Genomic DNA, 18768 nt, shown 5'->3' with positions numbered 1-18768 from the left:
GGTGGTGTTGTTTGAGGTTGTGCTTGTCAACCAGCGTGGTAGCCATTACTTGCCTCCTTCTTGGTATGACTTGGCAACGGGTTCTGCGTACTGCTGGGCCTGTTTCAGGGCTTCGTCAACGGATTTTTGTCCGGCAATGGCGGCGGAAATCTGCTGGCTGACCCGGGTGCCCAGGTCCTGGAATTCGGGGATGGCCACAAATTGCAGGCCGGGGTAGGGTACGGGGTTGACCATGCTGGTGTCCTGCTTGGCGTTGTACATCGCGTCAAGGGTGGGCTTGGCATAGGCCTTGGCGACGGCGGCGTACTCGGGAATCGCATAGGTGGACTGGCGGCTGCCGGGAGGGACGCGTTCCCAGCCGATCTGGTTGCCGACCAGCTTGATGTAGTCCTTGTTCGTCATCCAGGAGACGAAGTCCCAGGCGGCGTCCTTGTGCTCGGTGGTGGTGGGGATGGCCAGCGACCAGCTGTACATCCAGCCTGCCGATTCCGTCTTCTCCACCGGCGCCGGGGCGTACTTCGATTTGCCGGCAACCAGTGAGGACGCGGGGTCCTCGATACTGGAGACCATGGCAGTGGCGTCGTACCACATGGCCGCCTTGCCCTGGCTGTAGCGGGTGATGCAGTCACCGTAGCCGCTTGTCGCGGCGCCGGGCTGGCCGGCGTCGTGCAACAGGTCCACATAATCGGTGACGGCGGCGTTGACCTCGGGGGAATCCAGCTTGGCGTTCCAGTCGGTGTCGAACCACTGGCCGCCGTAGGTGTTGATGACGGTGTCCAGCGGCGCCATGACCTCGCCCCAGCCGGCCAGGCCGCGCAGGCAGATGCCGGCAAAATCCTCATCCGGCTTGTTGAGCTTGCGGGCAATGGCGCCGATCTCGTCCCACGTGGGGTTCTCCGGCATGGTGATGCCGGCCTCCTTGAACAAGTCCTCGCGGTAGACCAGGAAGGAGGACTCGCCGTAGAACGGCACCGAGTACATGTCGTCCTCGTAGCTCAGCGCGTCCTTGATGGTGGGGATGAAGTCCTCGGTGTCGTAGCCCTCCGTGGCGTCGGCAAGGGGCTGGAGGTTCTCGATCCAGCCGTTCTTGGCCCACATTTCGGTTTCATAGTTGGAGATCATGACGACGTCGAACTCACCGCCGCCGGTGGCCACGGACGCGGTGATTTTGGCACGGGCCTCATTCTCCGGCAGGGTCACGAACTTGACGTTGATGTTGGGGTGTTTGGCCTTGAAGTCGTCCTGCAGGGAAATGGCGTCCTTCATCTGCGGGTTGGCCACGATGGCCACCACGATGGTGTCCTGCGCGGATCCTGCGGGGGCACAGCCGCCCAGGGCAAGCGTGGCGGCGGCGGCAACGGCCAACAATTTGGCTGCCCGGGTGCCCGTGCGGCGTCGGGGCGCTTTCGGGGCGCGGAATGGGGGGAACTTCATTGGTCACTCTCAATCTCGTTGCTCATATGAGACGATGATCTTGCTCGTTTGTTAAGTGACTCTAGTCATATATACTCATTTGAGCAAGAGCAAACGCTCAAATGTTTCTGTTTAGGGAGGCGCACAGTGCCGGAAATAGCCCATGAGGAGCTGCTGGCCCGCATCGGGCGGGCCTATTACATCGACAACCAGTCGAAGGTTGAAATCTCCACCGAGTACGGAATTTCGCGGTTCCAGGTGGCGCGCTTCCTGGATGAGGCCCGTGCCCGGGGGATTGTCCACATCGAAATCCGCACTCCGGGAAGGCCCGCGGCAATCGACACGGCAGCCCTGTCGGCAGAGCTGGGGATTCGGCGGATCGTGGTCGTGGCAACTGTTGGCGACGACTTCCAGCAGCGGGACCTGCAGGCCCATGCCGTGGCGGGCGAGCTGATGCGCGAGGCTCGCACAGGCATGACGGTTGGCATCTCCTGGTCCCGGACCTTGGACCTGGCTGCGCGGCATGTGCCGGAACTGCCCAAGTGCAATATCGTCCAGCTGGCAGGGGCGCTTCCGGTTCCGGGCGGGGGCAGCCCGCTGGACCTCATCCAACGCCTGGGGCGCGTGGGTGGCGGACGGACCTGGCCCATGTGGGCACCCCTGGTGGTTGACAGTGCAGCCACGGCCACAGGGCTGCGCCGCCAGCCGGAGATCGCCGACGCGATGCGCAAGGCGGACTCGCTGGACCTGGCCGTTGTGGCCATCGGCGCCTGGGCCCCGAACCTGTCGACGGTGTGGGACCGCGTGGACAACGCGGTGCGCCGGGACGGTGTCGACAAGGGTGCCGTCGCCGAATGTTCCGGCCGGTTGCTGGCCGGGGACGGAACGGCCGTGGCTTCGGAGCTTGATGCCCGGATTCTGTCCGTCACGGTTGAACAGCTGCAGCGCACCCCCAAGGTGATCGCCGTGGCCCAGGGCGCCGTACGTGCCGAGGCCGTGCGGGCCTGCATTGCCGCGGGGATTGTCCACACCCTTGTTGTTGATGAGTCCCTGGCCCTGGCACTGCAGGAATTCGCCGCCGGCCACGGGGTGTCTGCGTGAGCGCCGCGGTGGGCGCCGATGCCGTGACCATGGCAGGCGAGATTCCAACGGAGCCCTCCACGGGCCGGCTGGTCGTGGGGGTTGATTCCTCCACCCAGTCGTGCAAGGTTGTGGCCGTTGACCTGGCCACCGGGGCACAGGTGGCCACCGGGGCCGCGTCCCATCCGGACGGCGCGTCCATCGACCCGCATCTTTGGACGTCCGCGCTGGAGGCAGCCTGGAGCGCCGCGGGCATTGCGGCGCTGGGGGAACGGGTTGCCGGTGTTGCCGTTGCCGCCCAGCAGCACGGGATGGTGGGAGTTGACGGGGACAACGAACCCGTCCACGACGCCCTGCTGTGGAACGATGTGCGCAGCGCGGAAGATGCCGGCCGCATGGTTGCCGAGCTGGGTGCCGAGGCATGGGTTGACGCCGTCAACTTACTCCCCGTCGCCTCCTTCACACTGACAAAACTCGCCTGGCTGGCACGTTCGCAGCCGGATGCGGCCGCCCGGCTGGACACCGTGGGCCTGCCCCATGACTGGCTCAACCTGCAGCTTTCGGGATCGTGGTCCACTGACCGCAGCGACGCCTCCGGCACCGCTTACTTCGACCCGGTTGCCAACAAATACCGGGCCGAACTGCTGGAACAGTTCTTCGGCGCCGTGCCCTCCCTGCCACGGGTTCTCGCGCCCAACGAAAGCGCCGGGCTGCTGCTCCCGCGCTGGGGCCCGCATGCCGCCGTCGTCGGCGCCGGGATGGGGGACAATGCGGGTGCGGCTCTGGGTCTCGAGCTTGAGCCCGGGGAAATTGTCGTCTCGATCGGCACCTCAGGCACCGTTTTTACCGTCTCCGAGGAGCCGGTGCACGACATTTCGGGGCAGCTTGCCGGGTTTGCCGACGCCACCGGCAGGCACCTGCCGCTGCAGGCGACGATCAATGCTGCCCGCGTAATGGTGGCAGGCGCCGCCATGCTCAACGTGGACCTGGCCGAATTTGACCGGCTGGCGCTCGCGGCCGCCCCCGATGCCGGCGGGTTGACGCTGCTGCCCTACCTCGACGGCGAACGCACGCCGAACCTGCCCGATGCCACGGGGTCCATGGTGGGCCTGACCCGCGCCAACATGACGCCGGAAAACATGGCGCGAGCCTCGGTGCTGGCGGTGTTGAACTCGCTGGCCGACGCGCTGGACTCGCTGGCGACCTTTGGTGTTCCCGTGGAGCGGGTGCTGCTCATTGGCGGCGGAGCCAAGTCACGGGCGCTGCGGGAGGCGGCGGCCACGGTGTTTGGCGTGCCCGTTGACGTCCCCGAACCCCGCGAATATGTGGCCCTGGGTGCCGCCCGGCAGGCAGCCTGGGCAGCCACCGGGAAGCTGCCCGTGTGGGGCCGGCAGATCGAGGAGTCCTTCACGCCCGACGGCGCATGGGGCGCCCTGGTGCGCGGGCGGTACGTCGCCGCCCGAAAGGCTGTCTACGGGCGGTAGCTGCCGGCGGGGGCGGTCTGCGGTGGACGGGCGGGTTACCTGCCCAGGGCCACGAGCTCCTCGACGGCCGCCCGGGCGCCCTTCTCGTGCAGGGTGTCAAGCGTGCGCAGGTACGCCCCGGTGAAGCGTTCGTTGTCCACGAGGTCGCCAAAGACGTCGCGGTTGCGCAGGAATGCCAGCTTGTCCCCGTGTTGCTGCGCGGCGGCGGCCATGAGCGGCTCCTTCAGCCGGTCAACGACGGTGATCGGAGCGCCAGTTTCGTCCGTCCCCTCGGCATACCGCGCCCATGAGGCGACGATGCCGGCGGAACGGGCGATCCCGCCGTCGTTCCCGGCATTGCCGTTCTTGAGGTTGATCCAGACGACCGGGATGAGCCACTTGGGAATCCGGTCCGAACTCTCCGCGCAGAGGCGGGCCAGGGTGTCGCGGACGTGCTCGTTGGCGAAGCGCTCGATAAGGGTGCGCTTGTACAGCGGGAGGTCGACGCCGGGCAGCGGGGAGAGTGCGGGCGTGCCCTCGAGGTCCATGTAGTCAAGCAGGAACTGCACGAACAACGGGTCCTGGGCGACCTCGTGCGCGTAGGTGTAGCCGGCCAGGGTGCCAAAGTAGCACAGGGCCTGGTGGCTGGCGTTGAGCAGGCGCAGCTTCATGAGTTCATAGGGCTCGACGTCGTCAACCACCTGCACGCCGGCGTCCTCATAAGGCGGGCGGCCCTGGGTGAAGTGGTCCTCGAGCACCCACTGCTCGAAAGGCTCGCACACCACGGGCCATTGGTCCACGACGCCAAATTCCTTGGCGATGGCACTGCGGTCCGCATCCGTGGTGACGGGGGTGATCCTGTCCACCATGGAATTCGGGAACAGCACGTTCTCGCGCATCCAGGCGGCCAGTTCCGGGTCCCGCAGCTCGGCGAAGGCCGTGAACATCTTCTTTGCCACGTCGCCGTTGCCCTGGATGTTGTCGCAGGACATGACAGTGAACGGTGCAATGCCGCGGGCACGACGGCGGGCCAGCGCTTCCGCGACGAGGCCGAAGGTGGTGCGCGGGGCCGCGTTGGGTGCCAGATCGTGCACGACGTCCGGGTTTTCTGCATCAAATTCGCCTGTGACGTGGTGGAAGTTGTAGCCGCCCTCGGTCACGGTGAGTGAGACGATGCGCGTTGCCGGGGCCGCCATCTTCTCGATGACGGCTTCCGGATCTGCCGGGGCGAACAGGTATTCGGTGATCGAGCCGATGACGCGGGCCTCGCGCCGGCCGTCGGGGTGCTTCAGGAGCATGGTGTACAGGCAGTCCTGGTCTGCCATGACCTGGGCCATCTGCTCGTCGTGTGGCAGCACACCAACGCCGCAGATGCCCCAGTCAAGTGCCTTTCCGGCGTTCATGAGCCGGTCCAGGTACATGGCCTGGTGGGCGCGGTGGAAACCGCCAACGCCAAAGTGCACGATTCCCGTTTTCACTGTGCTGCGGTCATAGCCGGGAACTGCGACGGATTTCGGCAGGTGTTCCAGGGATTCTGCATTGAGTTGCGGCATGTTGCGCTCCTTTGGCGACGTGATCTTCATCCCACTGTATCAAATGAGCGTAAAACTAAAACTCAAATGAGCGGGAATGTTTTGTGGCACCCAGTTGGGTCCGGTGGTTTTGGTCCCGCAGCAGGCTGTTTTGGCGGTGGCCCGTGGCGCCGCCGGGAAGAGGGGCTATATTGGCCAGTATCCGCGAGAAGGACAACCCTCTGCAGAAAGGCCCGACATGGCTAAGGAACTTGCCACCCAGCTCATTGAACAACTGCAGTCCGCCGGTGTGCGGCGCATTTATGGGATTGTGGGCGACAGCCTGAACCCGTTGGTGGACGCGGTGCGGAAAACCGGCGGCTCAGCCAACGGCGGCATTGACTGGATCCATGTCCGCCACGAGGAAGCGGCTGCTTTTGCGGCCGGTGCCGAGGCGCAGCTGACAGGTGAGCTGGCCGTATGCGCGGGCTCCTGCGGTCCGGGAAACCTGCACCTGATGAACGGGTTGTATGACGCCAACCGCACGGGAGCGCCGGTGCTTGCCATCGCGTCCCATCTGCCGAGCGTGCAGATTGGCAGCGGATTCTTTCAGGAAACCCACCCCGACCGGCTCTTTGGCGAATGCTCCGTGTATTCCGAGCTGATCAGCACCTCCGACCAGGCCCCAAGGGTGATGAACAACGCCATCGCGCACGCAGTGGGCCTGCGCGGGGTGGCGGTCGTGACGCTGCCGGGTGACATCGCCAGCCTTCCCGCCACAGCGCCGTCGCCCATGCAGCGCACAGTGCACCCGGCCAGCCTCGTTCCGGCACCGGAGAGCGTTGCGGAGCTGGCCGAGGCCATCAACCAGGCCGACAAGGTGGCCATCTTTGCCGGCGCCGGCGTGCAGGGCGCCCATGACGAAGTCATTGCCTTTGCCGAACTGCTCAAGGCCCCGATTGGGCACAGCCTGCGCGGCAAGGACTTCATCCAGTACGACAACCCCCATGACATTGGGATGACGGGCCTGCTGGGTTACGGGGCCGCCGCGGAAGGCATTGCGGGCGCGGATCTGTTGATCCTGCTCGGCACGGACTTCCCATACGACCAGTTCCTGCCCGACACCCGCACCGCCCAGATTGACAGGGCCCCCGAACATTTGGGCCGGCGCACCGACGTTGACATCGCCGTGCACGGGGACGTGCTCCCAACCCTGCAGGCGCTCATCCCGCTCGTGGCGGCCAAGAAAAACTCAAAGTTCCTGGACCAAATGCTGAAAAAGCACGACAAGCTCATGAACAAGGCAGTCGGCGCCTACACCCGCAAGGCTGACAAGCTGGTGCCCATCCATCCCGAATATGCGGCCTCGCTGCTGGATGAAATTGCCGCCGACGATGCGATCTTCACCGCCGACACCGGGATGTGCAACGTCTGGACCGCCCGCTACATCAACCCGCTGGGCACCCGGCGCCTGATTGGCTCCTACCTCCACGGCTCGATGGCCAACGCCCTGCCGCAGGCGATCGGAGCGCAGGCCGCCTACCCCGGCAGGCAGGTCATTTCCGTATCCGGCGACGGCGGGCTGTCGATGCTGCTCGGTGAACTGATCACGGCCGCAGCCCAGCGGCTGCCCGTCAAGGTGGTCGTGTTCAACAACTCCACACTGGGCATGGTAAAACTGGAAATGCTGGTCGACGGGTTGCAGGACTTTGGGGTGGATGTCCCCGACGTCAACTATGCCGGTGTTGCGGCCGCCCTGGGCTTCCATTCCGTGCGCGTCTCCGACCCGGCGCACATCGCCGAGGCCTACCGGGCAGCCTTTGCCCACAATGGCCCCGCACTGGTGGAACTGATCACCGACCCCAACGCCCTTTCCATTCCGCCCAAGATCAAGGGTGGACAGGTGATTGGCTTTGCCACCGCCATGTCCAAGATCGTTCTGAACAAGGGCGCCGGTGAGGCCGTCAGTATGGCCCGCTCCAACCTGCGCAACATTCCCCGCGGCTAACAAGCCCACTCTTGAAGGAGTCACATGCTTGTCGCTGCGCTCATCTTTGCTGCCTTGGCCGCACTGTTTCACGGCTACATCTTCATGCTCGAATCCCTGCGTTGGACGGAGCCGGCCACCCGCAAGACGTTCGGCACCTCAGTGGAGGAAGCCAACGCCACGAAGGAACTTGCCTTCAACCAGGGCTTCTACAACTTGTTCCTGGCCATTGTGGCTGCGATCGGCATCATTGCCACAGCGTCCGGCCATCACGGTGTGGGTGCTGCCTTGATTCTGGCCGGGGTGGGCTCCATGGCCGCCGCCGCGCTGGTGCTGCTGATTTCCTCGCCGTCCAAGGCCAAGGCGGCGCTGGTGCAGCTCACCTTCCCGCTCATCGCCACGATCCTGACGGTGGCCTGGCTGGTGTTCTAGGCAGTCCATGCACGACGGCGGGGCTTGCGTTGGGCCCCTACGCCGCCGTGGCTCGCAGGCCCTTGGCAACCAACGCAAGACTGGCAAGGCAGATCGCGGCCACGGTGCCCAGCAGCACCGTGTAGCTGGCGAGTCGCGCCAACCCGGCCAGCGCCACGGGCAGCAGAAAGCCAAGGTAGCTAAGGCTGTAGAAAACACCTGTCAGCCCCGCCAGGTCCCGGACGGTGGCGATGTGTTGGATTTCCACGAGGCCCGAGACAAGTGCAATGCCATAGGAAGCGCCCAGCAGCACCGCGGCCACGGCGCCTGCCACCATTGAGAGGTAGTGGGCGTTGACAGCGGCGATGGCGAGGCCGGCAATCATGGTCGACATGCCCACCAAAAGTGCCCGGCCGCCGGTTGCCTTGTTGATGCGCGCGGTGAACGGCTGAATGAGGGCACCGGTGCCCAAGGTGAGGACTGTGAGCAGCATGGCATAACCAAGCTGCATGCTGCCAAGCCGCTCGCCTTCCAGCATCGGGATCACGGCGTAGGCGACCCCGGCTGTGGCAAATATCCACGGTGCGGCAGGCAATATGACCCGCCGGAACCTGTGGTGGCCATCCAGCGGGACGCGAAGGTCCTCCCACAGGGACGTGACCCGCTGGCCGGGTTGCCGGATCTCCGGCGCCACCGTCTCGGGTGCCTTCAGCAGGGCGGCCAGGGCGGCCAGGCTCAGGATGACATGCAGGGCATAGGGGGTGGCTGTGGGCCACGGCCCCCACTGGGCAAGAACTCCGGACGCGCCAGCGCCAATCCCGAAGCCCAGCGTCAGGATCAAGGAGGGCCTGCGGGCCCCGGCAGTGGAATCCGCCGTCTTGTCGAAGGGCGCCATGGACAGTTCCTTGAGCCAGCTGGTGCCCACGGCCATGCCAATTCCGACGCCGGCACCCGCCAGCATGCGCCCGGCGCACATGAGCACCTCGCTGCGGAAGCTCACGGCCAGCATGAGGCTGGCGGCGATGCCGAGGACGACGCCGATGACTGTCAGCGGCTTGCGCCCGTACCGGTCGGACACGGGGCCCGAGACCAGCAATCCCGGGACCAAACCCAGGACGTAGGTGGCCAGAAACAAATCCACGCTCACTTCTGAATAATGCCCATCGTCGCGGTACAGGCTCAGGAGCGGGGTGAAGTGGTTGCCTCCCCACGCCATGACGAAAACTGCGGGGGCGGCACGAAGCCAGAATGCTGCGCGGGCGGCGCGCATGAAAATCACTGTCCTTGGGGGTTGCTTTTGTTCGTTGTTTTGCGTTCCGGAAAGGAAGCTACGCTGCACTGATGTGGCGCTGGAGCAGGGCCTCGTAGCCGCGGTGGTCGCAAGTGGCCAGGGCCGTGGCCAGCTGGGCGTGATCGTCCAAAAAACGCTGCAGCCCAGCGGTATTTGCGCTCACTGCCAGAGATGTAAGACGGGCCAGCCGGGGACCCAGCTGGGCATGGAAGTCATCAATGATCGGATTGCCGGATCCCGCGACTACACGGGCATGGAACTGGTGGTCTGCACGGGCGAAGGCCGGCAGGTCGGCCCTTTGCGCGGCGTCACGCTGCACGGCTATCAACGCGGCAAGATCGGCGGCTATGGCCGCACTCCAGGCAGTCCCGTCCGGTTGCCCTGCCTGGCAGGCCGTCTGCAATTCCACTGCGCGGGATTCGAGCATGACGCGCACCTGCAGCAGATGTGCGTTTTCCCGCGGATTGGGCGTGGTCACCACGGCACCCTTTTTGGGCAGGAGGCGCAGCAGCCCCTGTGATTCCATGAGGAGAAACGCCTCCCGGACAGGTGTGCGGCTGACGTTTAACTGCTCGGCAATCCCACCCTCGGTAATAAGTGTTCCGCCAGCCAGGAAGCCGCCGACGATGTCAGTGCTGACGCTGCCATAGACGCGTTCCACAGCTGTTTTTGACTGCAGCGGTTCCGGGTGCCAGGACCAGTGCCGGTTGATGGGTGAGGTTGTTGCCATGTCCACAACCTAGCTGATAAATACATTGATAAATGCAAAAGATTCCGTGACTTTAACCATTGTTGGGGCGCCGCAACAGGCATAGCGTTGAAGAACATCCAAGGGGGTGGCCAATATGGAAATTCATGTGTGGTGGCTTGCACTGGAGTTGCGGGCCAAGCAGTGGCTGCGTGAAAATACCGGCGCTGCCGTTGTGCCTGCGGACGTTGTGGCGGCGGTGGAAGCTGCCGGCGGCGCCATGACGGACGGGACGTTGACGCAGCGCCAATGGGATTTCATCGTGACGCAGTCGGAGTTTGTTGACTGAAACGCAGTCACGGCCCGACAGCGGCACGCCCCTGCCACCCGGCAGGACATCCGGTATCGGATGCCCCGTGCTATTGGGATGCGCCGAGTATGGCCACCGTCAAAAGGACTGTCAGCGCCACAAAGGGCAGGCACATCAGGACGTGGAGCCGCTTGTGCTCAACCAGGACGGCCGCGAACTCCCGCAGGAAGGCGCTGGGCAGGAAGTAACGGGCGGTGGGGGAGCCGACGACTTCGGCGTTGATGCCCAGCCCGCGCGACAGCAGGGCCGCGCGAAGCACGTGGTAATTGTTCGTGACCACCACCATGGCTCCGTTGCTGCCGTGTTCGCGGGCCAGGGCCTGGGAGAATTGCAGGTTTTGGGCCGTGTTGACGGCTTTGTCTTCGGCAACGACGTGGTGCGCCGGTGCGCCGGCGGAGACCAGGTAGTCGGCCATGGCTGCGCCCTCGGGGCGCGACTCGTCCGCGCCCTGGCCGCCGGACGGGATGAGCAGCGGAGCCGAGCCGGCGGGCGCTGCACGGTACACCTCCAGGCCCTTGTCCAGGCGGGAGCGCAACAGCGGCGGAACCTTCCCATCGATGATCTGGGAACCCAGGATCACCACTGCCGCGGGATTGGGGCTGGGCTTCATCCGCCCGTAGGCGACCGCGTAGGCCAGGAACACCACAAACACCACACCGAAATAACTGCACAAAAAGAACAGCAGGGCGGCCAAGCCAATCGCAAGCGGATTGAGCGTCAGCACCAGCAGTGCGGCCAGCGCCGGCAGCGCCAACAAGGCCAGGCCGGCCAGAAGGGAAAGCAGGTTGCCAACACTGCGGCCCTCATGGCGCATCATGGTTGCGCCATTGCTGATCAAGAATCCGGCCAGCACAATGACAGCCAACGGCGTCAGCACCACGAGCCCCAGGGCAATCCACTGGGTCCACGGGAACCACTGGCTCAAGAGCCCGGCAAGGCCCACCACGGCAAACCAAACTGCCGCCACCAGCACAATTCCGTTTCGGAGCATGCGGGCGTCCTTGCGGCGCAGGTATGCGTACACGGCGCCCAAAATGGCAGCCAGAAACAAGGAGGTCATGCATTCAGCCTAAATGCTCCCGAGCGGGTGGGGCACGCCGCCCCGGGCAGCCTCCCCCGCCGGCGCAGCGGAAAACGGGCTGCCGGGCCGCCGTCGGGCCTGGTACTCCTTGCTGACCGCAGGGGGCCAACTACAGGGGAAATGTGATCTTGGCGGCCAACACGGGACAGTTTGGGGCAAGTGCGAGACAATGGAAAGGATGACCTCCCCCAAAAGCACCCCCAGCCCCGCGCTCGCAGCCCCAGCAGAGCCTGCCGCGACCGCCCCGATGACGCGATCCGCCCGCCGCCCTGCCCAGGTCATGCCTGCGACCGAGGGTTGGAAGCAGGCCAAGGACCCGGCCGGCCGGCCGCTGCTGCAGTTCAAGTCCCCGCGCGTGTCCCAGCCGCCGACGCACCTGGCGGACATGACGCTGCCCGAACGCGAAGCGAAGTTCAAGGAAATGGGGCTGCCGGCCTTCCGCGCCAAGCAGCTCTCGGTGCATTATTTCCAGCACTACACCACCGATCCCGAGCTGATGAGCGACCTTCCCAAGGACCGCCGCGCCGAGATCACCGAGACCATGTTCCCGAAACTGCTGACAGAGGTCAAGCGCCTCTCCACCGACAACGGTGACACCGTGAAGTTCCTGTGGCGCCTCTTTGACGGCTCGCTCGTGGAGTCGGTGCTCATGCGGTACCCGGGCCGTGTCACGTTGTGCGTGTCGAGCCAGTGCGGCTGCGGCATGAACTGCCCGTTCTGCGCCACCGGCCAGGCCGGGCTGACCCGCAACATGTCCACGGCTGAGATCCTGGACCAGATTGTGCAGGCCAACCGGGTCATTGCCGAGGGTGGGCTGGGCAACCTGCGCCGCGACGGCGGGCACGACGCCGAACGCGTCACCAACATCGTCTTCATGGGCATGGGTGAACCGCTGGCGAACTACAAGCGCGTCATGAACGCCGTGCACCGGATGGTGGCCGAGGCGCCCGAGGGCCTGGGCATGTCAGCCCGCGGCATCACGATCTCCACTGTTGGCCTGGTCCCGGGCATCAACAAGCTGGCCGAAGAGGGTCTTGCCATCACCTTCGCCTTGTCCCTGCACGCCCCGGATGACGAGCTGCGCGATGAGCTGATCCCGGTCAACGACAAGTGGAAGGTGGACGACGCCCTCGACGCCGCCTACAACTACTACAAGGTCACCGGCCGCCGCGTCTCCATCGAGTACGCGCTGATCAAGGACATGAACGACCACCCCTGGCGCGCCGAACTGCTCGCGAAGAAGCTGAATCAGCGCGGCCGCGGCTGGGTCCACGTGAACCCGATCCCGCTGAACCCGACCCCCGGCTCCATCTGGACGTCCTCCGAACCAGCGGTCATGCAGGAGTTCATCGACACGTTGATAGACAACGGCATCCCCACCACGCTGCGCGACACCCGCGGCAAGGAAATCGACGGCGCCTGCGGGCAACTCGCCGCCGCCGAGTAACGCCTGCCGGGAGCAACGCCCTGGCGAGTAACGCTTGAGCATGAGGAACGACGCCGGAACCTGGGTTCCGGCGTCGTTCCTTGCGTTAAGCGGTGGCTCGCCGGGCAGTGCCGGGTGCCTGCCGGCCCTGGACCAGCCCCGTAATCTGCCGGGTGTTGGCGCGGAAATTGCTGCCATGTGGGGAACACCTTGAATGCGGGCGATTCATCCACAGCCGGGGGTGCGGGTGGACTTGTGCACAGATTGTTGCATGCCCATGGTGCGCGGCAGGGACATGGGCCATGCTCGAACTCCGAGGGAGGGATCGATCATGGCAGTTACAGCGCACGCAATGACCACGTCCAAGGGGCTGACCGAGATTTTGGTGCCACAACCCGCGGAGTGCCTGGCTTGTTTTATTCGCCGCACGGTTGTTTCTGGTTGCGGTGGCACCTTGGCCCTGGCACAGTGCTGGTGCTTGAACAGGCAACGGGATGTCTCTCTAGCTGCCCGGATGCCATGGCAGGGAGCGCATTGTGACTGCGAGGTCGTTACGGTCATTTTTGAACCCTGCATTTTCCAGATTCGCACCGATGACGGCGTCTACGTTCCGCCTCGGGCATTGGCCGAGGTGCGCGGTTGCCTTGGGGTGGGCAGGAAGATCATGAGGCCGTGCCGAATGTGGTCGCGGGTTGTTCCCCACCCGGGCCCGCCGTGGAGATGACAACCGGCCGGGGCGAGGGGCGACAGCCTCTTATTTGCCCTTCGCCACAGCCACGTACGCCGTGGTGGACCCGGGCTCGATTTCGGTGCGGCCGGCGTCCTGGATGACAGGACCGGACGATTTGCGGGCGCCCTTGCGGAACTCCTTGGCAGGCAGCTCCAGAATGCCCACGGGGAAACCATCGGCGGCCCACGCCTCCACCGCCGCGGGCTTGGCGTCCAGCACCCACGCGAACAACGCGTGCGCGGCCTGGGCTGCGGCCTTCCCGGTGGACATCTCCAGGGACGCGTTGAGCACAATGCTCAACAGGGCGGGCGGCAGCGGCTCTCCGGGAGGCAGCTGCGTGCCGGAAACCTGCAATTTGGCCAACAGCTTGGGCAGCTCGGCGGCCGGCATGGGTGGCAGGCCAACGGCGCTCGCCTCGCCCGCTGTGGCAAGCACATGGTCGGGAAAAGCGGCGAGGACCTTGGTGAACATCTTGGCGTCCGCGCGGCGCACCGACTTGGCGAAGGCGCCGGCGGCCCACTGCTGCCAGTCGGGATTTTCCGGATCCCGCAGGAACGCCTGCACCGAGGCCAGCGCCGCTGCGGCGATGCCGTGCTGTTCGCTGGCCGGCTCCTCCCTGTCCACAAACAAAATGATGGGCTGGACCAGTTCCTGCGCGCTGCGTTCGGTGTATTCACTCACCCCTTAAGCGTATGGGTATCGCCCGCTGCGTGTGACAAGCTGGAGGCTGGTCCGTATCAGCGGCACGCGGTGGCAGCCAAAGCCGTGTGCCAAGCCATTGCCAGGAGCCCCCGTGCGCAAACCCCTCACCGTTGCCGGCCGCGCAAACGTACAGCCCTTTGCCGTCATGGACATCCTGCAGCGGGTGGCCGAGCTCCGGGCCGCCGGCCGCGACGTGATTTCGCTGTGTGCCGGCGAACCCAGCGGCGGTGCACCCAGCGCAGTTTCCGCCCGGGCCGCCGCACTGCACGCCTCGGGAACGGCCCTGACGTACACGCCGACGCTTGGCATTTCCGAACTGCGCCAGGCCATCGCCGGGCACTACCAGCGCTGGTACGGGATCGACGTCCCGGCCCGGAACGTCGCCGTCACCACCGGCTCGTCCGGCGCCTTCATGCTGGTTTTCCTTGCCGCCTTCAACCCCGGCGACAAGGTGGCGCTGGCCCGTCCCGGTTACCCGGCGTACAAAAACATCCTGAAGGCCCTGGGCATTGACGTCATCGAGCTCGACGCCGGAGCCGACACCCGTTTCCAGCCCACCCCCGAGCTTCTCGCCGCCGCGGTGGCCGAGAACGGGCCGCTGGCCGGGCTGGTCCTTGCCTCTCCCGCAAACCCCACGGGCACCATGGTGTCGCGGGCCGAACTGGCCGCGCTGACCAACTGGTGCGGTGACAACGGGGTGCGGCTGGTCAGTGACGAAATTTACCACGGCATCACCTATCCCGCCCTGGGCGCACCCGATCCCCAGGGGGTCTGCGCCTGGGAACTGGACCGGTCCGGCGTCGTGATTTCCAGTTTCTCCAAATATTGGGGGATGACCGGCTGGCGCCTTGGCTGGGCGATTGTGCCCGACGACCTGGTCCAGGCTGTGGACGCGCTGGCCGGCAATGTGGCGCTGTGCCCGCCGGCGCCGGCCCAAATGGCGGCCCTGGAGGCGTTCAGCGACCCATCGTATGCCGAGGCCGAAGGGGCTGTGGCGGAGTTTTCCCGCACCCGCGACTACGTCCTGGGGAAGGTGCCCGGGCTGGGCTGGGTGGATGCCGCACCCGCTGACGGGGCCTTTTATTTCTACGCCAACCTTGGGCCGGCGCTTGCAGGCTTCACGGATTCCCGGGAGTACTGCGCCGCGCTGCTTGAGCGCGAGGCCGTCGCCCTGGTGCCGGGCGCAGACTTTGACGGAATCGGCGGCCGCACCACAGTCCGCCTGAGCTTTGCCGCAGGGTACGACGCCGTCCGCGAGGCATTGGCCCGGATCGAACGGTTCCAGGCGGCTTAGGCATGTGACGAAGCCGCGGGTGCCGGGCTGTTGTCAGGCCTGTTTCAGATGGGTGGTGGGCACCCGGTCGCGGTCGTAGGTGATGGAATCAAAGCCGTGCGGTGCGGGCTTGTTGTCCGGCCCCAGATTGACGAACACGACCTTTTCAATGGTGAGGATGGATTCCCGTGTGAACATGTTGCGAACTTCCGCGCGCATGGTCAGGGACGTCCGGCCAAAGTGTGTTGCTGTCAGGCCCATCTCGATGAGGTCGCCCAGGACGGCTGATGAAACGAAGTTGATTTCAGACATGTATTTTGTCACGGCCATGCCGTTGCCGAGCTGGACGATCGCGTAGATTGCCGCTTCCTCGTCAATCCAGCGCAGCAGGCTGCCGCCAAAGAGGGTGCCGTTGGCATTGAGGTCCTCGGGGCGGACCCATTTGCGGGTGTGAAAGGTGATATCGCCGTTGCTCATACGCGTCAATCTACCTGTCAGGGCCTCTCCGCGGGGTCGCTTTGTACGGGGGGACACACCATGTTTTGCGCCACAACCCGGGCGCCGCAGCTGGGCGCCGCAGCCCGTGGGCAAAGGCGGTGCGCGGGCGTTCGTTCCTCCAGAGGCACGACGGGACCAGTGGTTGTCCACAAAATGCCGGGTGCCCCTTTTGCGCAGCCGGCCGAACTGGGAGATTGGATTCGTGGAAAGGAAAACCATGGATCACTACAGCGGCGGCGAGGGTGTTGCAGGCGGCAGGGCCGGGGCGCCTGATGGAAACGTGGACCGAGTTTTTCGGGAACTGGCCACCACGCTCATGGTGCCGAATAAGAATGAGTGCCTGATCTGCTTTTTAATGCGGGCCATGGTGCTGTTGGAACCCGCCGGATTTGCCATGACAGCCACCTATCAGAGGCACAATGCGCCGCGGGCCACCAATCTTGGGACGCGAATGGTGCGGATGGGCGTCTTCGGCGACTGCCAGCTGCTGCAGGACGGCGTGGTGGTCAATGACGCCCTGTGGGATGCGGCGTGCTGCCCGGATTGCGGCATCCCGCATGCGGTGCCGGACTGCCTGGAAGTGCGGCTGGGATCGACCCAGCCCTGCAAGCTCTGGCGCTGGCGGCAGGATGTGGCGCGTGAGATGTTGGAGGCCTGGTTGGACCGACACTAGTGCGCTGGGGTGTTGCCAAAACGACGGCGGCACCCAGGCTGCGCATGAAGCGCAAGCCGGGTGCCGCCGTCGTTCTTCAGCCACATCCGCTGGCCGCGGTTGTGGGCCGTGCCTGAAAGCTACTTCTGCAGGTGGTCCACCAGGGACTCGGCAATGCCGACGTACTTGCCCGGGGTGAGGGCCAGCAGGCGGGCCTGCGCGCCGTCGGACAGGCGCAGGCCGGAAACGAACTCCTGCATGCGCTCTGCGTCCACGCGGTGGCCGCGGGTCAGGTCCTTGAGGCGCTCGTAGGGGTCTTCCATGCCGTCGACACCTGCGATGGCCTCGGCGCGCATGACCATCTGGATGGCCTCGGCGAGGACTTCCCAGTTGTGGTCGAGGTCGTTGGCCAGAACAGCCTCGGCGGTGTCCAGCCGGCCCAGGCCGCCCAGAACGTTGCCGATGGCCAGCAGGGAGTGGCCGAAAGCGACGCCGATGTTGCGCTGGCTGGAGGAGTCTGTGAGGTCGCGCTGCCAGCGGCTTGTCACCAGGGTGGCGCCCAAGGTGTCCAGCAGGGCGTTGGAGAGCTCAAGGTTCGCCTCCGCATTTTCAAAACGGATCGGGTTGACCTTGTGCGGCATCGTGGACGATCCCGTGGCGCCCGGAACCGGGACCTGGGTGAAGTAGCCGATGGAGATGTAGCTCCACACATCGGTGCACAGGTTGTGCAGGATGCGGTTGAAGCGGGCCATGTCGGCGTAGAGCTCGGCCTGCCAGTCGTGGGATTCGATCTGGGTGGTCAGCGGGTTCCAGACCAGGCCCAGGGTTTCCACAAAGCTCTTGGCAACGTCCTGCCAGTCTACTGCGGGGACGGACGCGTAGTGTGCCGCGTAGGTGCCGGTGGCGCCGTTGATCTTGCCGAGGAATTCGGTCTTGGCAATGCGGTCCAGCTGGCGGGTCAGGCGATGCGCCGTGACGGCGAGCTCCTTGCCCAGCGTGGTGGGGGTGGCCGGCTGGCCGTGCGTGCGGGAGAGCATGGGCACGGCACGGTTTTCCTCGGCCATCTCTGCGATCTTGGCAACGAGGGCACGGGCTGCGGGCAGCCAGACGTCCTCGACGGCGCCCTTGACGCCGACGGCGTAGGAGAGGTTGTTGATGTCTTCGCTGGTGCAGCCGAAGTGGACCAGCGGCTTCAGGCGCTCCAGGCCCAGGCCGGCCAGGTGGTTGCCGATGAAGTACTCCACAGCCTTGACGTCGTGGACGGTGACCTTTTCAATGTCGGCCAGCTCCTGGACGGAGGCGGCATCGAATTCGGTGACGATGGCGCGCAGGCCTGCCTGCTGTTCGGCAGTCAGCGGCTCGGTGCCCGGCAGCACGTTGTTGCTTGTCAGGTGGATAAACCACTCAACTTCAACAGCTACGCGGTCACGGTTCAGGGCTGCCTCGGAGAGGTAGTCGACGAGCGGGGCGACCGCGCCGGAGTAGCGGCCGTCCAGCGGGCCCAGCGCGATGCGCTCGGAGGAGGCGGCCAATGACAGGCGGCCGGAAGGGATGCGGGCTGTGGCGTTTGCGGAATCAGACATGGGCCAATTCTTTCATGAACCGCCAATTCCTCCACAGCCGGGGCTGAAGGGTGGGACATCCACATTCTGCCGACAGGGTGTGGTGCCCTGGTGCGGGGCTTTCTAGGCTGGCCATATTGCAGGGTTGAGGAGGGTTCCATGAGCTGCCCAGGAGGGTTTGCCGCAGATTTGCCCGGGACGGCTGCCACGGCAGGACCGTCGGCCGAATCGGTGTTGGTGGTGGCCGAACGGTTGTCGGGTGTGTCCCGGGATCTTGAGGCCCTGCGCTTGCAATTGTGCGGACTGGACAGTGTCGACTGGAACTCGGCCGCAGCCGCTGCGTTCCGCACGTCGCTGGCCGACAGCGATGCAGAATTCGCGGCGGCCGGGAGGCGGGTGGAGACTGCCGTGGCTGAGCTCGGCAGCTACGCGGCGTACCTGCGTGTTGCTGCCGACTCCGGCGCAGCTGCCGGCCCGGACCGGGCGATGAACCCGGGATTCGCCCCCGCCTGGGGCGGCACCATCGGGGCGGGCAGGGGGTGGCCCAATTTCTAGGCGCGGGAATGGGTGCGGGATTGTGGCCGGGGTTGGGGCTGTGGCCGGGGTTCGGAATTGTTTGTCAGGGACGAG

Annotated in this window: 17 protein-coding genes; 9 read left to right on the top strand and 8 right to left on the bottom strand. The window is 65.5% G+C overall.

Annotated elements, in window-relative coordinates; all coding sequences use genetic code 11:
- Positions 1-45: 45 nt before the first annotated feature.
- A complete protein-coding gene (locus AC1L6K_RS02225; RefSeq protein ID WP_480951122.1) occupies positions 46-1434 on the bottom strand; it encodes an ABC transporter substrate-binding protein in 1389 nt (462 codons plus the stop codon).
- Between the two features lie 126 nt (positions 1435-1560).
- Between AC1L6K_RS02225 and AC1L6K_RS02220 the strand changes: the two genes are divergently transcribed.
- Positions 1561-2514, top strand: a complete 954-nt coding sequence (locus tag AC1L6K_RS02220) for a sugar-binding transcriptional regulator (protein ID WP_480951121.1) — start codon at positions 1561-1563, stop codon at positions 2512-2514.
- Positions 2511-3977: a xylulokinase gene (gene xylB / locus AC1L6K_RS02215; RefSeq protein ID WP_480951120.1), complete on the top strand. Its 1467-nt coding sequence runs from the start codon at positions 2511-2513 to the stop codon at positions 3975-3977. Before AC1L6K_RS02220 ends, xylB begins: the two co-directional genes overlap by 4 nt.
- 35 nt (positions 3978-4012) lie before the next feature.
- Here xylB and AC1L6K_RS02210 read toward each other — a convergent pair whose 3' ends face one another.
- On the bottom strand, positions 4013-5509 hold the full coding sequence (locus tag AC1L6K_RS02210) for a mannitol dehydrogenase family protein (protein ID WP_480951119.1): 1497 nt from the start codon (positions 5507-5509) through the stop codon (positions 4013-4015).
- 217 nt (positions 5510-5726) lie between these two features.
- On the opposite strand from AC1L6K_RS02210, the gene AC1L6K_RS02205 reads away from it, so the two are divergent.
- Positions 5727-7475, top strand: a complete 1749-nt coding sequence (locus AC1L6K_RS02205; RefSeq protein WP_480951118.1) for a pyruvate dehydrogenase — start codon at positions 5727-5729, stop codon at positions 7473-7475.
- 24 nt (positions 7476-7499) lie between these two features.
- Entirely contained in the window at positions 7500-7886 is a 387-nt protein-coding gene (locus AC1L6K_RS02200; protein WP_480951117.1) for a DUF1304 domain-containing protein, read from the top strand.
- Positions 7887-7923: 37 nt separating this feature from the next.
- On the opposite strand, the gene AC1L6K_RS02195 is transcribed toward AC1L6K_RS02200, so the two are convergent.
- Together AC1L6K_RS02195 and AC1L6K_RS02190 are read right to left on the bottom strand one after the other, a co-directional pair.
- On the bottom strand, positions 7924-9135 hold the full coding sequence (locus AC1L6K_RS02195; protein WP_480951116.1) for an MFS transporter: 1212 nt from the start codon (positions 9133-9135) through the stop codon (positions 7924-7926).
- A gap of 58 nt (positions 9136-9193) precedes the next feature.
- Positions 9194-9886, bottom strand: a complete 693-nt coding sequence (locus AC1L6K_RS02190) for a GntR family transcriptional regulator (protein WP_480951115.1) — start codon at positions 9884-9886, stop codon at positions 9194-9196.
- A gap of 115 nt (positions 9887-10001) precedes the next feature.
- On the opposite strand from AC1L6K_RS02190, the gene AC1L6K_RS02185 reads away from it, so the two are divergent.
- Positions 10002-10193: a hypothetical protein gene (locus AC1L6K_RS02185; protein ID WP_480951114.1), complete on the top strand. Its 192-nt coding sequence runs from the start codon at positions 10002-10004 to the stop codon at positions 10191-10193.
- 70 nt (positions 10194-10263) lie between these two features.
- Here the strand turns inward: AC1L6K_RS02185 and AC1L6K_RS02180 are convergent, their stop codons facing one another.
- The gene (locus tag AC1L6K_RS02180) at positions 10264-11274 is read right to left on the bottom strand and encodes a YdcF family protein (RefSeq protein WP_480951113.1); all 1011 of its coding nucleotides are present in this window, start codon (positions 11272-11274) and stop codon (positions 10264-10266) included.
- Positions 11275-11473: 199 nt separating this feature from the next.
- Here AC1L6K_RS02180 and rlmN point away from each other — a divergent pair, with 199 nt between their 5' ends.
- A complete protein-coding gene (gene rlmN, locus AC1L6K_RS02175) occupies positions 11474-12742 on the top strand; it encodes a dual-specificity RNA methyltransferase RlmN (protein WP_480951112.1) in 1269 nt (422 codons plus the stop codon).
- Between the two features lie 733 nt (positions 12743-13475).
- Here the strand turns inward: rlmN and AC1L6K_RS02170 are convergent.
- The gene (locus AC1L6K_RS02170; RefSeq protein WP_480951111.1) at positions 13476-14132 is read right to left on the bottom strand and encodes a peptidyl-tRNA hydrolase; all 657 of its coding nucleotides are present in this window, start codon (positions 14130-14132) and stop codon (positions 13476-13478) included.
- Between the two features lie 112 nt (positions 14133-14244).
- Between AC1L6K_RS02170 and AC1L6K_RS02165 the strand changes: the two genes are divergently transcribed.
- Positions 14245-15447, top strand: coding sequence for an aminotransferase class I/II-fold pyridoxal phosphate-dependent enzyme (locus tag AC1L6K_RS02165; protein ID WP_480951110.1), 1203 nt, complete (start codon positions 14245-14247; stop codon positions 15445-15447).
- A 33-nt stretch (positions 15448-15480) separates the two neighbouring features.
- Here the strand turns inward: AC1L6K_RS02165 and AC1L6K_RS02160 are convergent, their stop codons facing one another.
- On the bottom strand, positions 15481-15903 hold the full coding sequence (locus tag AC1L6K_RS02160; protein ID WP_480951109.1) for an acyl-CoA thioesterase: 423 nt from the start codon (positions 15901-15903) through the stop codon (positions 15481-15483).
- 238 nt (positions 15904-16141) lie between these two features.
- Between AC1L6K_RS02160 and AC1L6K_RS02155 the strand changes: the two genes are divergently transcribed.
- Positions 16142-16597, top strand: a complete 456-nt coding sequence (locus AC1L6K_RS02155; protein ID WP_480951108.1) for a hypothetical protein — start codon at positions 16142-16144, stop codon at positions 16595-16597.
- A 119-nt stretch (positions 16598-16716) separates the two neighbouring features.
- Here the strand turns inward: AC1L6K_RS02155 and purB are convergent, their stop codons facing one another.
- The gene (gene purB / locus AC1L6K_RS02150) at positions 16717-18159 is read right to left on the bottom strand and encodes an adenylosuccinate lyase (protein WP_480951107.1); all 1443 of its coding nucleotides are present in this window, start codon (positions 18157-18159) and stop codon (positions 16717-16719) included.
- A 138-nt stretch (positions 18160-18297) separates the two neighbouring features.
- Here purB and AC1L6K_RS02145 point away from each other — a divergent pair, with 138 nt between their 5' ends.
- Complete coding sequence (locus AC1L6K_RS02145; RefSeq protein WP_480951106.1) at positions 18298-18693, top strand: hypothetical protein; 396 nt, start codon at positions 18298-18300, stop codon at positions 18691-18693.
- The last annotated feature ends 75 nt before the right edge of the window (positions 18694-18768 follow it).

The organism is Specibacter sp. BI4 (assembly GCF_056680095.1).
This window is presented reverse-complemented; position numbering and strand designations above follow the sequence as displayed.

Excerpts from the sequence above, each read along its gene's own strand:
- AC1L6K_RS02225 (WP_480951122.1), bottom strand. The coding sequence starts at position 1,434 with ATGAAGTTCCCCCCATTCCGCGCCCCGAAAGCGCCCCGACGCCGCACG.
- AC1L6K_RS02210 (WP_480951119.1), bottom strand. The coding sequence starts at position 5,509 with ATGCCGCAACTCAATGCAGAATCCCTGGAACACCTGCCGAAATCCGTC.
- AC1L6K_RS02205 (WP_480951118.1), top strand. The coding sequence starts at position 5,727 with ATGGCTAAGGAACTTGCCACCCAGCTCATTGAACAACTGCAGTCCGCC.
- AC1L6K_RS02200 (WP_480951117.1), top strand. The coding sequence starts at position 7,500 with ATGCTTGTCGCTGCGCTCATCTTTGCTGCCTTGGCCGCACTGTTTCAC.
- AC1L6K_RS02195 (WP_480951116.1), bottom strand. The coding sequence starts at position 9,135 with ATGCGCGCCGCCCGCGCAGCATTCTGGCTTCGTGCCGCCCCCGCAGTT.
- AC1L6K_RS02190 (WP_480951115.1), bottom strand. The coding sequence starts at position 9,886 with ATGGCAACAACCTCACCCATCAACCGGCACTGGTCCTGGCACCCGGAA.
- AC1L6K_RS02185 (WP_480951114.1), top strand. The coding sequence starts at position 10,002 with ATGGAAATTCATGTGTGGTGGCTTGCACTGGAGTTGCGGGCCAAGCAG.
- AC1L6K_RS02180 (WP_480951113.1), bottom strand. The coding sequence starts at position 11,274 with ATGACCTCCTTGTTTCTGGCTGCCATTTTGGGCGCCGTGTACGCATAC.
- rlmN (WP_480951112.1), top strand. The coding sequence starts at position 11,474 with ATGACCTCCCCCAAAAGCACCCCCAGCCCCGCGCTCGCAGCCCCAGCA.
- AC1L6K_RS02160 (WP_480951109.1), bottom strand. The coding sequence starts at position 15,903 with ATGAGCAACGGCGATATCACCTTTCACACCCGCAAATGGGTCCGCCCC.
- AC1L6K_RS02155 (WP_480951108.1), top strand. The coding sequence starts at position 16,142 with ATGGATCACTACAGCGGCGGCGAGGGTGTTGCAGGCGGCAGGGCCGGG.
- purB (WP_480951107.1), bottom strand. The coding sequence starts at position 18,159 with ATGTCTGATTCCGCAAACGCCACAGCCCGCATCCCTTCCGGCCGCCTG.
- AC1L6K_RS02145 (WP_480951106.1), top strand. The coding sequence starts at position 18,298 with ATGAGCTGCCCAGGAGGGTTTGCCGCAGATTTGCCCGGGACGGCTGCC.